General features: G+C 63.9%; 16 protein-coding genes. 8 read left to right on the top strand and 8 right to left on the bottom strand.

The genetic code is table 11. From position 1 onward, the window contains the following. The first annotated feature begins 4 nt into the window (after positions 1 to 4). The 7 genes from ACLIIZ_RS05095 (at position 5) to ACLIIZ_RS05065 (ending at position 6,282) form a co-directional block, all read left to right on the top strand. Positions 5 to 769 (top strand): DsbA family protein, encoded by a 765-nt coding sequence (locus tag ACLIIZ_RS05095; protein ID WP_003050104.1) that lies wholly within the window; start codon positions 5 to 7, stop codon positions 767 to 769. 176 nt (positions 770 to 945) lie between these two features. Further along, positions 946 to 1,440, top strand: a complete 495-nt coding sequence (locus ACLIIZ_RS05090) for a JAB domain-containing protein (RefSeq protein ID WP_003050103.1) — start codon at positions 946 to 948, stop codon at positions 1,438 to 1,440. A 163-nt stretch (positions 1,441 to 1,603) separates the two neighbouring features. Continuing rightward, on the top strand, positions 1,604 to 2,050 hold the full coding sequence (locus ACLIIZ_RS05085) for a TIGR03757 family integrating conjugative element protein (RefSeq protein WP_003050101.1): 447 nt from the start codon (positions 1,604 to 1,606) through the stop codon (positions 2,048 to 2,050). 26 nt (positions 2,051 to 2,076) lie between these two features. Then, entirely contained in the window at positions 2,077 to 2,994 is a 918-nt protein-coding gene (locus ACLIIZ_RS05080) for a TIGR03756 family integrating conjugative element protein (RefSeq protein ID WP_199917180.1), read from the top strand. 10 nt (positions 2,995 to 3,004) lie between these two features. Then, complete coding sequence (locus ACLIIZ_RS05075) at positions 3,005 to 4,399, top strand: integrating conjugative element protein (RefSeq protein ID WP_003050095.1); 1,395 nt, start codon at positions 3,005 to 3,007, stop codon at positions 4,397 to 4,399. Continuing rightward, the gene (locus ACLIIZ_RS05070) at positions 4,396 to 4,743 is read left to right on the top strand and encodes a hypothetical protein (protein WP_003050094.1); all 348 of its coding nucleotides are present in this window, start codon (positions 4,396 to 4,398) and stop codon (positions 4,741 to 4,743) included. The genes ACLIIZ_RS05075 and ACLIIZ_RS05070 overlap by 4 nt, the downstream gene beginning before the upstream one ends. A 15-nt stretch (positions 4,744 to 4,758) precedes the next feature. Next, positions 4,759 to 6,282: a conjugal transfer protein TraG N-terminal domain-containing protein gene (locus ACLIIZ_RS05065; protein WP_003050092.1), complete on the top strand. Its 1,524-nt coding sequence runs from the start codon at positions 4,759 to 4,761 to the stop codon at positions 6,280 to 6,282. Positions 6,283 to 6,288: 6 nt separating this feature from the next. Here the strand turns inward: ACLIIZ_RS05065 and ACLIIZ_RS05060 are convergent, their stop codons facing one another. The 3 genes from ACLIIZ_RS05060 to ACLIIZ_RS05050 form a co-directional block, all read right to left on the bottom strand. Further along, the gene (locus ACLIIZ_RS05060) at positions 6,289 to 6,648 is read right to left on the bottom strand and encodes a DUF3742 family protein (protein ID WP_003050090.1); all 360 of its coding nucleotides are present in this window, start codon (positions 6,646 to 6,648) and stop codon (positions 6,289 to 6,291) included. Between the two features lie 84 nt (positions 6,649 to 6,732). Continuing rightward, positions 6,733 to 7,365 carry an RES family NAD+ phosphorylase gene (locus tag ACLIIZ_RS05055; protein ID WP_003050087.1) on the bottom strand — a complete coding sequence of 211 codons (633 nt, stop codon included), beginning with the start codon at positions 7,363 to 7,365 and terminating at the stop codon, positions 6,733 to 6,735. A 12-nt stretch (positions 7,366 to 7,377) separates the two neighbouring features. Continuing rightward, entirely contained in the window at positions 7,378 to 8,004 is a 627-nt protein-coding gene (locus tag ACLIIZ_RS05050; protein ID WP_003050085.1) for a hypothetical protein, read from the bottom strand. Positions 8,005 to 8,319: 315 nt separating this feature from the next. Here ACLIIZ_RS05050 and mobH point away from each other — a divergent pair, with 315 nt between their 5' ends. Then, the gene (gene mobH / locus ACLIIZ_RS05045; RefSeq protein ID WP_003050081.1) at positions 8,320 to 10,182 is read left to right on the top strand and encodes a MobH family relaxase; all 1,863 of its coding nucleotides are present in this window, start codon (positions 8,320 to 8,322) and stop codon (positions 10,180 to 10,182) included. A gap of 50 nt (positions 10,183 to 10,232) precedes the next feature. Here the strand turns inward: mobH and ACLIIZ_RS05040 are convergent, their stop codons facing one another. Genes ACLIIZ_RS05040 through ACLIIZ_RS05020 form a run of 5 tightly spaced genes read right to left on the bottom strand, consistent with a single transcriptional unit; the run spans position 10,233 to position 14,262 of the window. Continuing rightward, the gene (locus tag ACLIIZ_RS05040) at positions 10,233 to 10,715 is read right to left on the bottom strand and encodes an AAA family ATPase (protein WP_013520789.1); all 483 of its coding nucleotides are present in this window, start codon (positions 10,713 to 10,715) and stop codon (positions 10,233 to 10,235) included. A gap of 47 nt (positions 10,716 to 10,762) precedes the next feature. Next, on the bottom strand, positions 10,763 to 11,002 hold the full coding sequence (locus tag ACLIIZ_RS05035) for a hypothetical protein (RefSeq protein WP_202626418.1): 240 nt from the start codon (positions 11,000 to 11,002) through the stop codon (positions 10,763 to 10,765). Between the two features lie 26 nt (positions 11,003 to 11,028). Beyond that, a complete protein-coding gene (locus ACLIIZ_RS05030) occupies positions 11,029 to 11,244 on the bottom strand; it encodes an IS66 family transposase (RefSeq protein WP_003050067.1) in 216 nt (71 codons plus the stop codon). Positions 11,245 to 11,290: 46 nt separating this feature from the next. Then, positions 11,291 to 13,231, bottom strand: coding sequence for an esterase/lipase family protein (locus tag ACLIIZ_RS05025; RefSeq protein ID WP_003050063.1), 1,941 nt, complete (start codon positions 13,229 to 13,231; stop codon positions 11,291 to 11,293). Further along, positions 13,228 to 14,262, bottom strand: a complete 1,035-nt coding sequence (locus tag ACLIIZ_RS05020; protein WP_003050060.1) for an Lnb N-terminal periplasmic domain-containing protein — start codon at positions 14,260 to 14,262, stop codon at positions 13,228 to 13,230. Before ACLIIZ_RS05020 ends, ACLIIZ_RS05025 begins: the two co-directional genes overlap by 4 nt. Between the last annotated feature and the right edge of the window lie 3 nt (positions 14,263 to 14,265).

The raw sequence follows: 14,265 nt of genomic DNA, 5'->3' as shown, positions 1-14,265 counted from the left end.
CGCCATGGAACAGAAACGCTCATCCATTCCGATGCAGGTCCAGGCGTTCCGCCGTCGGCGCTGGCGGGCCCGCTGGCCATGGGCGTTAGGCGCAGTGCTGGTTGCGCTGCTGCTGATCTGGCTCGTGTCCCGTTCGCCAGGCGAGTCCACGCCCCAAACCTCGGCGCCTGTCAGCGAGACGCAGGTGGCCGGGCCTCCTTGGCAGATGGGCAACCCGGCAGGTCGTTTCACGCTGACGCTCTACGCGGACCTCGAATGCCCGTTCTGCCGGTCCTATTTCCCTGTCCTCAAGCGTTGGGTGGCCGGCAATGCGGACGTGGCCTTGCAATGGCACCACCTGCCGTTGGCCGCGCATGAGCCGGCCGCGTCCGCCGAAGCGCGCTTGGTGGAATGCGCGGGCGAAGCCGGCGGCCATCCCGCCTTCTGGCAGGCTGTCGAGTGGGTCTATGTCCACACACACAGCGACGGCCAGGGCTTGCCCGAAGACCTGCGCCACCCCGCCCTGACGCCAGCCATCGAACAGTGCATTGCGAGCGAGCGGCCCGACGCGGCGATTCGTACCCAAACTGCGGAAGCCACGAACAGCGGCGTGACCGCCACGCCGTCGCTGCGGCTGCACGATCGCGAAACCGGCAAGGCGATCCTGCTGCAGGGCCCGATCGAGGGCGATGCCTTGCTGTCGGCCATGGACATGCTCGCGGCCGGCGATCCCGCCGCCACACCCACATCGGAAATGCCTGCCGACGTCGTCGGCGACATGCCCAGGTAGCCCCGGTCTTCAAGGCTACGGCGCAGTCCGCTGCGCTGACCACAACCCCGTTCGCCTCGCATCCTGGCCGCGAACGATCACCGCTGCCGCGGTGATGGATGCACCTTGTTCGTTCCCCAGGAGGGCTTGCCCTCCCAGGGCGAGTGCCCTCCGATCTCACCGTCTGGAGGTTCGCCATGTCTTTCGCCGTCAATGACTCCTGCCTGGAGTCGCTTTCCGCCATCGCTGCCCAACACGAGGACTGGATCATCCAGCAAGCCATCGTGCTGCTGGAGAGACGGGTCTTCAAAGCTGGACCGTGCCTCAGCCAACCGGCCGCTGTACGGGACTACCTGCGTCTGAAACTGGTCGCTGAGCCCAATGAGATATTCGCCGCTGTGTTCCTGGACAGCCTGCACCAGGTGCTGGCCTACGAGCCGCTGTTCAGGGGCACGATCAACGCGACTTCGGTCTATCCGCGTGTCGTCGTGCAGCGTGTGCTGGAGTTGAATGCCGCCGCGGTGGTCTTCGCCCACCAGCATCCTTCGGGCGTCTCCGAGCCGTCCAGCGCGGATCGCATGCTGACCCAGCAACTGCAAGCCGCGCTGGCGCTCATCGATGTGCGGGTACTGGACCACATCATCGTCGGCCAGGGTGCCCCGTTCTCCTTTGCGGAATCCGGCCTGCTGTAGCAATGGCACCGGCTCCTTGATCCACGCGGAGGCTTCGGCCTCCGCTTTTCATTGGCGCAAGACAAGCAGGTATGCGGGCAGTCCGCGATGCGCATTGTTTGTTGGGGCCGCATGGCGTTCGGCGTTTGACTATGGCCCTTGACAACTCTTGGGGGCGCTCGACATGCCAGCATCTTCATCCAGGTTCGCATCGGGCTGGCGAACCCTTGGCCTGGCCGTTGCGCTGCCGGCTTCCCTGGCCGTGTTCAGCCCGGCCAGCTTCGCCGCCGATGTGGTGATCATCACCGACAGCCGTCACCCGGTCAGGACCATGGGTGGCGAGCAGCTGATCGAGCTGGATGAAGCGCCCCGGATCGAAGCGGAGCTTTCTGCGGCGCTGCCCGCCGATCCCGGACAGGCAACAGCCATCGTGAAGCGCCGGCTGAGCCAGGGGGGCGCTGACCTCCAGCGTCGCATCGCCACCGAATACCAGGGCGTTGCCGACGCATGGAGCCTGGGCATCACCACCATTCCGGCTGTCGTGGTGGATCAGCGCTACGTGGTCTATGGCGAGCCTGACGTGGCCCGCGCCATCGCGCGCATCGAACAGCACCGGAGGGCCGAACCGTGATCCGCTCATTCGACCTTCTGCGCCGCATGCGGGCTGCCGTCACCTCCGTGCTGCTGCTCAGCGCCACGGGCAGCTACGCCCTGAACACGGCGACCATCGTGGGTTCAGTGGCTTCGCCCGATTGCCTGGAGTACCGGGTGGTGGGTATCTGCTACTGGCTCTACTGCACCTGGACCGGCTGCACGGTGCGCACGTCCGTCAAGGTCAGGCACTACATCCCCGATGCGGTGGTTTCGTCCTACTCGAACACCGGCGAGAACCCCTGGGTCGAAGTGCGCGCCATGAGCACGCCCAACCCTTCGGCCCAGGCCGGCGGGGACGGCACCACCAATGAAGATCACGAAAACAATCTCGCGAAGTTCAAGAACGCGGACGTCATCGGCCACCCCGGCGTCGAGGTGTTCAACCAGTTCGTCTCGTCCTCGGGCTATTTCTGCGAGGGCGCAGGCACGGCCTTCATGCCGTACCTGCTCAGTACGCTGGACACGCCGGCCTGGCGCTACAACGTACCGGAGATGGTGTACCCGGAGGCATTGATCCCGGGCATGCGCGAGGTCGGCGCGCGCTCGACCCTGAACCTCTGGGGCAACGTCTATCCGCGCGGCGGCTTCCTGCACCAGACGGACGACCACAAGGCCGGTGCCGTGGTGGCCCAACGGGCCGGCGATGTGGTCACGCGCCGCGGGCAGATCCACGTCTATCAGCCGCTGCTCGCCAACTCCCGCGATGGCTACTGGCCGGCCGGCGCGCTGATGGAGGGCGATGCCTCGACCGGCAAGTGGCAGGAACTCACGCCCGTCCTGTCCTCGTCCTGCACGGTCTTCCCGCGCAACGGCTTCCTGACACAGGCCCAACAAGGCGACTACGCCTGGGCGTTGTGGCGGCCCTATGCGTGCTGCGAACGCCGGGGCCAGGTGTTCCTCGGCAGCGTCGATTTCTATTGAGGGTACGGCGATGAAGCGTCCTGAACTGATGAACCCATCCGCCAAGGTTCGCCGCCCGCTGCGCCCCACGGCGCTAGCCGGCGCGCTCGCCCTGGTCTGTGGCCTCGCGTGGGCGCAGGCCGGCTTCCAGACCAGCGGCCCCGTCATCGGCGATGAGGTCATGTACTCGATCGGCGGTGGCAGTGCGGTGTCCATGGGCCGCGCCGCTGGCATGCGTTCGATCGGGGTCGGCCTGGGTTGGAACAGCAACCTCATCTGCGGCGACATGAGCATCCAGACCACGCTGCGCAATCAGCTCAATGGGATCACGAATGGGTTCCAGCAGATCATGAGCAACGTGATCCAGAGCGCGACCAGTGCCGTGGCATCGCTGCCGGCGCTGATCATCCAGCGTGCCGATCCGGGGCTGTACAACCTGCTGACCAATGGTGTGCTGCAGGCGAGGCTGGATTTCGACCGCTCCAAGCTGACGTGTCGCGCGATGGCCGAGAAGATGGCCGAGACGGCGGGCGGCCAGCTCGGATGGAGCCAGATGGCGGAAGGCATGGCGCTGCGCGATGCGGTGTCGAGCACGGATGCCGTATCGGCGATCGAGCAGGCCGAGACGCGCCGCGGCAACGACGGCGTGCCCTGGGTGGGCGGCAGCAATGCCGGCGGCGCGGGCCAGTCGGCCATCCGGGTGGTCGGTGACGTGACGCGGGCGGGCTACAACCTGGTCAACGGGCGCAGCGTGACTGACACGTCCTCCATCGCGCCCGCCAGTTGCGCGAGCCTGTCCTGCCAGACCTGGACGTCGCCGCAGCAGGCGACCGAATGGGCGACGCGGGTTCTCGGGGAACAGGTACAGCGCACGTGTGATTCCTGCACCAAGACCGAGACCGTGCCTGGCGTCGGGCTGACGCCGCTGATCCAGGAGGAGTACGAGACCAAGCTGGAGGCCTTGCAGGAACTGGTCTCTGGGACGCGCAACACGACGTTCGAGAACCTGCATGCAGCCGGCAGCACCTCGCTGCCCATTACACGCGGCGTCATCGAGGCGCTGCGCGACGAGCCAGACCAAGACCTGCTGGCGCGACGTCTCGCGTCCGAGGTCGCGTTGTCGTCCGTGCTGGAGAAGGCATTGCTGCTCCAGCGGACCCTGCTGACCGGCAAGAAGGAACCCAACGTGGCGGCCAACCAGTTGGCGGTCGAGGCCGTGAACCACGAGAGCGACACGCTCGATCAGGAGATCCGCAACCTCAAGACCGAACTTGAACTGCGGCGCGAACTGGCGAACAACTCGCCCATGGCCATCATCCAGCGCCACGGGACGCGCGCGGCCGGCTCGCGCGGCATCTACGAAGGCGACCCGGTGCCCGACCGCCTCGATCGGTTGCAGCGGGGCAACCCGGGAGGCACGCCATGAACGCGGCCTGGCTGCGCCCGCGCTGGCTTTTCAGCCGGCGCGCGGCAAAGGCGCTGCTCCTGGCGGTGGTCATCATCGCCGCGGCCGTGGGCGCCAATCTCGTCGGCATCTACCTCGTCGGCAGCGTTGCCGGCTGGGAGCGGTGGCTGGCTGCCAGCGCGGGCTACTTCCTGGTGTGGCGGCTGTGCCTGTACGGCGCGACGGTCTATGGCTGGGTCTGGATGCGCCGCCGGCTGCTGGCCCGCGAGGAAGACGCGCAAGCGCGGCGACGCCTGGTGCGCAGCGAGATCGCCGGCGTCGTCGCCATCGTGGCGCTGGAAGCCAGCCTGCTGATGCAGAGCTGAAGAGGGAGCCGCGCCATGACGCTTTTTACGACCGACTACCTGGAGTACTACCTGACGCTGGTGTCCTGGATCGTCAACAACGGCATCTGGGCGGTGCTGGTGTCGAGCGGAGTATTCGCGCTGCCGTTCGTCGCCATCATCGTGCAGGAGTGGTTGAAGGCCCGTGCGGAAGGTGCCGACGAAGGCAACAAGGGCGTGCTCTCGGCTGCGCGCATCGAGAACCGGGTCTTCGTCGCCATCGTGGTGGTGATGTTCGCTGGCATCCCGTTCATCGACGTGGACCTCAACACCATCCAGTACGACAGCTCGCGCTCGGCCCAGTGCCAGGTCAGCGTGCCGCAGCCCACGGATACCGGCTGGTCGCAGTCCTTCAGCACCATCAACAACCAGTCGGCGAAGGTGCCGGTCTGGTGGGCTTTCATGCACGCGCTCTCGCGCGCCGTCACGAGCGCCTCGGTGGCGGCGATCCCATGCGGCACGGACCTGCGGCAGATGCGCATGGAGATCGACGCGACCCGCATTGACGACCCGGTACTGGCTCAGGAAGTAGCGGATTTCTCGCGGGATTGCTATGGGCCTGCGCGGGCCAAATTGTTCATGCAGCGCCCTCAGCTTGATGAGCAGCAGATGCACGACGTGACCTGGATAGGGTCGAGGTTTTTCACGGACACGGGCGGCTACTACGACACCTACCGCTCAAGCACGCCGCGCGACGACTGGCCCTACGACAGCACCCGCGATGCGGGGCTTGCACAGGTGGGCAGCGGTGGCGGCTACCCGACCTGCAGGCAGTGGTGGGCCGATGGCGGCAATGGCCTGCGGGCACGCCTGCTGGGACAGGTGGACCCGAACCTGTTGAATCGCCTGGCAGGCTGGGCCGGGTTCCTGAGCAGGGCCGAGGTGGACGACTCGGTGATCCGCGCCATCGCGTCACCGCGGCAACAGAAATTGAACCAGGGTAGCGTCTATACGGACTATGGCGGCCAGATCGACAAGACCTTGCCGAACATCGTGACGCGGGCCACGGGAGACGTTGGGATGGCCGTCGGCGCGATTGCCGCGTTTCCCGCCATGGACGTCGTGAGACAGTCTCTGCCCATGGTCCTCGCCTTGCTCAAGATGGCGCTGGTCATCTGCATCCCGCTTGTGCTGGTCGTAGGCACCTACGATCTGAAGACGGTCGTTACCGTCAGCGTCGTGCAGTTCGCGCTCTTCTTCACGGACTTCTGGTTTCAGCTTGCGCGCTGGATCGATTCGACGATCCTGGATGCGCTCTATGGCTGGGGGTTCGGCTGGAATCGGCCGCACACCAACTTCGACCCGCTGGTGGGGCTGAACAACGCCTTCGGAGACATGCTCCTGATGTTTGTCACGGGCACGATGTTCATCGTACTGCCTACGTTCTGGATCATGGCCTTGGCTTGGGCGGGCGTTCGTGCCGGCAACGTGTTGCAAGGCCTCGCAGGAGCCACCGGAGATGCCAAGGCTGCTGGCGGAAGGGGAGGAAGCATTGCGATCAATGCAGTGTCGAAGAAGTGATCGCTGCTAGTCGTCCTCGACATGAGGATCAATGCGGAAACCGTCGTAGGTGTATAGGCCGAATCCTGCTGGTCCGTTTCGCCACTCTGGCTCGGGCAACTCCTCGCCCAAGTCGGTGTTGCGGGCCATCCAGGCAACCACCATGACGCACACCATCACCAGGGCCAGCCAGAAGGTGGTGTACAGCAGCACCCCGAGCGCAGCCAGCTTAACCATCCACACGAGCGCGGTGGCTCCAGCCGTCGGCATGCCCTTGGAAACCAACCAGTTCGACGCCCGCCGTTCACAGCGCGCGTAGGCACGCCATCCGCGGCCAAAGGCGCGGCCGAGGCGTTCTGCGGTGCTGGTGCGAGTCGTGGTGTTCATGGTCGTCTCCTACTGCTGAGGGATGCCTATTTCAGTTTGGTCCATTTCATTCTGTTTAGGGCTTCAATGTGTTCTCTTGCTGCTTCAGGACGCTTCGTCATCCGGTTCCAACGGGCCAGGGTCGGGCTCCACGCCGATGCGGTATGTAGCAACGAAACGCGGCCAGTCCACATGGTCAACGAGATCGATGTCCTCGATGACACTGACCTTCGCGCTGGCACGCTCGAACAGCGCGATGCTCTTGGCGGGATAGTTGTTGCGCGACGGATAGAGCACCCCGTCGAACAGCACCTGGCCGTCATCTCCAAGCATCGCATGCACCTGGGCCGACACCTGCTGCGTGTGCGTGTAGTCGCGGCTGGCCAACTGCTCCAGGTTCAGGCCGAAGTAGCCCGCCATGACGCCCGGCGCCGTGAGGTCGGCCAGAAGCACGTCGTCCATCACGCCCACTGCGCGCACCATCCGGCTCTGGACTTCTTTCAGCGCGATCGAGCGCTTCGTGTCCGCAAGCCACTGGTGCTTATGAAACACCGACTCCATCAGCGCCGTGGGCAGGTCGCGCCCCAGGTAGAGCACCCCGTAGGCCTGGGCCGGGTCATCGTAGCGATTGGTGCTGCTGCGGCCATAGTACAGCGGGCTGCCCCGATAGACGACGCGGCTCACATGCTGGAGCAGCTCACCGGCATCGATCAGGAACGAAGGCAGCTCGTGGCTCATGGCGATCTCGCTTCAATGCACCTGAACGCCCAGCACGTTGAACACGGCCTCGGCCACGTCGTCGATCGTGCCATGCGTCACCGCATCCACTGGCGAGCGGCCGCCCAAGCCTTCGAGCGGTTCGGACAGTGCGCGGTAGATCGTCCAAGGGTCGATGCCCTCGACCTCCTGAAGCACGGTTTGGGTCAACTGCTGCTTCACCGGGTCGAGCTGCCAGTCGGGCAGTTTCTGGCCTCGCGGCCCCACGTTCAGCGCCAGCAGCCGACGGGCGAGGATGTCCTTGTAGATCTGCTGGCGCGACTTGTCCGCCAGCTTGGCGTACTCCGCGGGCGGCAGGTTGTGCGGCTGGTTGAAGGTTTCCAGCAGCACGGCGCGGCCTCGCTGGACGTCGGTTTCAGTCGGCGCCCAGCGCGTCTCAGCGCGCAGCGCAGCCGTCTTACGCTTCAAGGCGTGCTCCACCGTTTCACCTTCGAGGTTGGCTGGCAGCTTTACCGCCTCCACGCGCTCGTGAATGAACGCCTGCAACTCGGCCGCGAAAGCCGGCGCATCCCGGATTTCGACGGTATCCGCGAAGCGGCGCACATCCTCCACGGTGACACGCGGCAGACGGTCGGCAATGAATTCAATGGCGGTGGGCATGGTCATCTCCCAGGTAGGTTTGAGACAGGACTTACTCTAGTCGCCTTTGTCGCATTTGTCAACTTTGACGCCTAGAGAGCAACCTACCTGGCGAAAACAGCGTCTCCGCAGCATAGGCCGAGGCCAGCGGCTGGTCGCCGCGCAATCCATTCGTGCGGGTTCCACATTGACGCTGGAACCGCAACCCAGGCCCCGCTATACCGAAACGGTTAAAGGCCAAAGGGCCGAAACGGCAAGGGAATGGGGTGCAAGGGGAAAGGCCCTACCTCGAAAAGGCAAAAAGGCCTCCCGGTCGGCCCGCCACAGGACACCCGCATGCTCTCCCTGTTCCAGCGAAAACGGCCCCCGGTCGCCGGCGCGCCACCGCCAGCACCCGCCACCGTCCTCCCGAAAGGGTTGATGCGGCCCGAGTCGGCCGCATCGCTGCTGGCCACCCCGCGCCGGCAGAAGCTGCTGGAGCACATTTGGCAGCGCACCTCGCTGTCGCGCAGGCAATTCGCCACGCTGTACCGAGCGCCCCTGGAACGCTACGCCGAGCTGGTCCAGGCCTTCCCGGCCTCCGAGGCGCATCACCATGCCTATCTGGGCGGCATGCTCGACCACGGCCTCGAAATCGTCGCCTACAGTCTGAAACTGCGGCAGTCCCATCTGCTGCCCATCGGCGCCAGCCCCGAAGACCAAGCGGCACAGTCCGAAGCCTGGACCGCCGCCGTCGCCTACGCCGCGCTGCTGCACGACATCGGCAAGATCGCCGTCGATCTGCACGTCGAGCTGGCCGACGGCAGCATCTGGCACCCTTGGCACGGCCCGCTGCGCCAGCCATACCGATTCCGCTACCGCGACGATCGCGAGTACCGCCTGCACAGCGCCGCGACAGGTTTGCTCTACCACCAACTGCTCGACCGTGAGGCCCTGGACTGGCTCAGCGGCTATCCGTCCCTGTGGGCACCACTGCTCTACGTCCTGGCCGGGCAGTACGAGCACGCCGGCGTACTGGGCGAACTTGTCGTGCAGGCAGACCGGGCCTCGGTGGCCCAGGAGCTGGGCGGCGATCCGGCCCGCGCCATGGCTGCGCCCAAGCACGCGCTGCAGCGCAAGCTGCTCGACGGGTTGCGCTACCTGCTCAAGGAACAGTTGAAACTGAACCAGCCGGAAGCCTCCGATGGCTGGCTCACCGACGATGCCCTGTGGCTGGTGAGCAAAACGGTCTCGGACAAACTGCGTGCGCACCTGCTGTCCCAAGGCGTCGATGGCATCCCTGCGAACAACACCGCGGTGTTCAACGTCCTCCAGGATCACGGCATGTTGCAGCCGGCGCCCGACGGCAAGGCTATTTGGCGCGCGACCATAACCAGTTCCACCGGCTGGTCCCACTCGTTCACCCTGTTGCGCCTCGCTCCTGCGCTGATCTGGGAATCTGGCGAGCGACCGACGCCTTTTGCAGGCACGGTAGCGATCGACGCGGCAGTCGCCGAAAACGACGCCGAGGCGCCGAAAATGCCGCCTGCGGCCATGGCGAAGGCAGCCCCGAACGGTCAGAAACTTCCATCTTGGGAAGGCAGTAGTACCGTCACCGCCTCACCGCCTAAGGCCCAGCCCGTGTCCGATGTCATGGAGGACATGCTGGCAATGGTGAGCACGAGCGGCTCGCCTGGTGCCGAGCAGGATGTGGAGCCGGTTGCACAGAGAAGCTACCCCGCAGACCCCAGCACTCCTATGCCAGCGACTGCCGCAGTGCTTCCTTCGCCACCACCATCTACTGCTAAACCACCCCTAACAGCAGCGCCCCCGTCAGGCGAACATTTCATGATGTGGCTGAAACAGGGAATTGCTTCGCGCCGGCTCATCATCAACGACGCAAAAGCGCTCGTGCATTCCGTGAATGACACGGCCTACTTGGTCAGCCCAGGTGTGTTCCAGCGCTACGTCCAGGAGCACCCTCATGTCGGCACGCTGGCACGGCAGGACAAGATGCCGGATTGGCAGTGGGTGCAGAAGCGCTTTGAGAAACTGGGGTTGCATCGAAAGCACGACAGCGGCTTGAACATCTGGATCTGTGAAGTCACCGGGCCGCGCAAGTCCCGGAAGCTGCATGGGTATTTGCTGATCGATGCGAATTGGTTGTTCGATGCAGTACCACCCAACAATCCTTATCTCAGAGTTACGCAAGAGATTTGAGCATGGAGTCCTACGTGGCGGTGAGATACGGTAGAGTTCGCCTTGGTAGGTTAGCGGCTAGCCAAGGTGTCCAGCACAAAGTCAGCGCGTTGCGCCACTCTGATCTTGGGCAACCGCGATACCGCATAGCCCAGCGCTGGATAGGTGCGCTGAAGCCGCTCGAATTCAGCCCGCGCTTCATCCATGCTGTGACGGCGTTCTTCGTCCTGCACATAGATTTCAGGCCACGGCGGGGCCAGAAAGATGCGCGAGTGGTAGCGATGCGACTGGGCAATCGTGTCCAGAATAGTAGTGCCGTCCAGTGCCTGGGGTGCTGCCGCCGCGTCGATCAGGCCACGGTCGAAGAACACCCATTGCGTATTGCTGCGTGGCGCATTGGCATGGTTGTCTAGCGCAAGGTCGATGGCCCCGCGCAGGAAGGCCGTCATGTCGAGCCACGGCAGGGCCTGGCCGCCCGTGCGTGTTTGTTCCTGAACGATACGCCGTCCAGGCTCCTCAATTACGGCATCCCTGGATTTCCATTCAACCCCCACAAACGAGAACGACGATCAACTATCTCCTGAAAGGCCATCAGCATCCATCAAGGCCAGCATGCCAACAATGAGTGCGTGCATGCCCTGTTGAGTTCGGCCTCCATCTCGGCTTCCTCCGTCGCACGGTCTGCATCCACGACGGGTTCCCGTTCGGCGACCGAGTACACCGTGTCGGCCACGGCAAGGCAGTGGAACGCCACGGTGGTCAACAGCCAGCGCGCATGCTCCATCGATATGCCGTAGGCCTGAGCGATGTGGCGTTGGTGGCCGACGATCTTGTCGAGCATGGGCTGGGTCGCCGCCAGACGGCGGATCACGTTGGGTACGCCTTGCCGTCGCCAAGATGCTTGGGCTTGAGCATCGGCGTCTCGTGGGCGTGCAGCACCACGTGGCGACGCAGTTCGTCATCCAGCGCCTTTACCATCGGCTGCAGTTGCGCGCCGCACGCACCGACCCACTGTGCCAGCGTCGAGCGGGCAACAGTAAGTCTGATGCTCTTTGCGCATTCAGATGAATGCATTACGCCCATACGAAATCCGAAATCAGCTCGGCCGCGCACAGCAGATGGCAGTTGTCTATGGCTGTAAATGCGCTTCCCGCAGAGCCATGTCCTCTCTCAGAATACGCTGGATCTCCAGTATCGCGGCCGCGCTCTGTTGCACGCTGTGCCCCGAAATAATGACTTTCTCGGACTGTGCGCCGGGAAGATGTGCGCTGCGATAAGGCACAAGACCGTCATCGGAATCATCGAGGGCCACTTCGGAATTGGCTTGGGCCACGATCGAGTGATAGCGCACCTGGGATGAGATGGGAAAGCCCGCCGCCGTACGCACGAACGGATCGTTTTCGTCGAGATTGTTCACGCTATTGGGAATGGTTGCCAGGCTTTCACGGCTGCTGGCGGCCGCATTGGGTGTCAGTGTATGGGCGAGTTCTTCGAGCACCGTAATGGGAAAGCGGATAAATCCCGCCATCCAGCGCCCCAGGCGTCCACCCGCGACCGATGTGCCCCGATGAGGCGCCGCGATGAAGATGGCACTGCTGACATTCGGGAAGGGCTCGAAGCGCAACATGGGATCAATGCGCCTGATCTGCTGCGGCGTCAACCGACTGTGATCCGCAGCCAATTGCACCAGCGATTGATCGGTTGACGACACCATCAACCGCGCGATGACCCCGCCCATGCTATGCCCCACCAGCACGAGGTCGGACGACGCCGGCGCTTGGCCGGATGGGTCGAAATGCGTCAGCGTATCCCCGAGCGCCCTGCGAATCATGGCGTGGTTCAACGCGACTGGCATGTTGGTCGGGTAGTAGACCTGCCAGATCTGGTAATGCTGGCGCAGGGCCTCATCGCCCAGGATTTCGTTGGCGAGTTCCACCCAGGCTTCAGGGCTGCTGGCCAGTCCGTGCAGCATGACGATGATCCGCCTGTTCGGATCGTAGGGCTGCATCAAGTAGACGTGCGGGCGGTCGATGCCACCCTCGCGCCCGAGCAGGCTGCGCAGCGACTGGCGGTTGAAATTGGCACGGGCCAGCCATACGCCATAGCCGGCCGTGAAATTGGCCGCCAGCGGCACACGTTGGCCGCGCAGCATAATGGCCGATTCCACATAGGGGTCATGCACCGTCAGACGGGCTGTACGAGCATGCAGCACGCTGTCCAAGTTGTCTCCGTCGGGATGCAGCAGAACCGTCATGGACGGCGCGGGCATCTCGCTCCAGGGCAGCGGTTGCTGATCATGTTTTGCCGCTGGGCGACCACCCCGAGTTGGGGCGGCGCTCAGGGACTCGTCCGGAATGACCGCCACAAGCTCGGCGCCAAAGCCGTCGCGCCGGTAGAGGCTACGCAATCCACGGAAAGACAGGGACGAGGCTGGCAGGAGTTCGGCTGGCACCGCCGTACTGCCCGGTAAGCGCGCGCCGCGCATATCCAGCTTCAGTTCCCAGCCTGCAATGTTCCAACTGGTCTGGTCGGACAACTGCGTCGGCATTTGTTGCCGAACTTCGAACATGCCGGTGGCCGCATGCTCGACGGCATAGTTATACCAATCCCGCACTTGGGTCTGGCGATCCTCGAAGGCCCGCTCTCCCGGAGTATGGTCACCAAGGAACAGATAAGCATAGGCATAGCGAATCGTCTCAAGCCAGGCGGCTTGCTGCGCTGAACCGGGCTTCATGGCCTGAGCCTGCGCCAGCCATAGTTCGGACAGTGCAGCCAGGCGTCTATCCGTGGCAACCCCCGTCACGGTAGCCAAGGCCTCCGCGCACTCCGAGGAGATCGGCTTTGCGCATGCCTGCTCATCCAATGCCGCCACCCTGATGGTCTGGACAGTCGCATCGCTGAGCTTGCCACGTGTCAGGATGTCGCCGCGCTTGAGTTCGATGGCCTCCCTGGTAGGTAGCGTATGAACTTCAACCACTGGGCCGAACTCGCGCAGGATCGAGCAGCCCCCCAGCAGCAGCGGAGCAAGAGCGGCGCATGTAATGAGAAGGCAGGCCTGCGGGAACCTCATGGATTCACCTCGTTGGCAGGGATGCCTGGCACGCCTTGTCGAATCGACATCGAGAAGTCATCCTCTGACACATCGGAAGCAAGGGCACGTTCGTTGATATGCCCCAGTGCCTGCAATTCATCGTAACGATAGCCAGGCGTCAATCCATGCATGTCGTAGACGTACCGCGCAAAATATCCAGACAGCAGCAGGCGATAGTCCATTGGCAATGCGGGCGCAATGACCCGGGCCAGCTCGAATACGATGGTCGTGCAGTTACTGGTTAACGTGTTGTAAAAGCGCGGTTTCTGCCGCAGTTCATTGGCCGCGTTCAGAAACTCCAGAAACAACGCGCGGGCACTCGCCTGATTCATCTGCAAGCGATAGAGATAAACATCTTCGCCTCGCGCGTTGCTGCGCGTACGCACAATGTCTCGCTCATCGGCGGCTACCAGGATCTGCTCGAACTGACGGAAGAATCCTCCTACCGCCGAGAAGGACTCATGGCGTTCCTTGCGAATTTCCAGCGAGAACACCACGCGATCACCGCCATCGAAGCCGAACGACACCAGGGTGTGGGCGATGTGCGGCCCCATCCAGTAGGAAAGCACCAAGTCGGCGCTGCGCAGACGATCCAGGTCGTATGTGCGGCTCTCCCACTGCGGGGTGTAGTCGGTTTCGCTGCGCCACTGGAAGTTGCGCACATTATTCAGGTGAACATGGTTGCCGTCGATCCTGGCCTCCAGCAACTGGGCGACATCGTCAGCCCATACACGCTGGTGTGACGGCTGCAGCGTCCCCCACCACATGAGCAGGGAGGCGGCTGCGATCACAAATGCGAATCCGGCGATGTTGCGATTGCGCCGCCCAAGCAAGCCCGCCCGCGACAAGACAACGGTCACACCCAACGTAGACCACATGGCAATGACGAACCATCGCACCACCGAAGGTCCCGGCATCTGATGCCACAGAGCCAGCGCACCCCACACAGTCAGCAGCAGTACCACAAAGCCGATCGCCAAGCCTGCAAGGGCGCGCAGGACTCTGTGCATCAC

Source organism: Azonexus caeni, assembly GCF_048146105.1.
GTDB classification, from domain to species: Bacteria; Pseudomonadota; Gammaproteobacteria; order Burkholderiales; family Rhodocyclaceae; genus Azonexus; species Azonexus aromaticus_B.
Note: the sequence above shows the minus strand (reverse complement) of the source record. Positions and strands in the feature narration are given on the sequence as shown.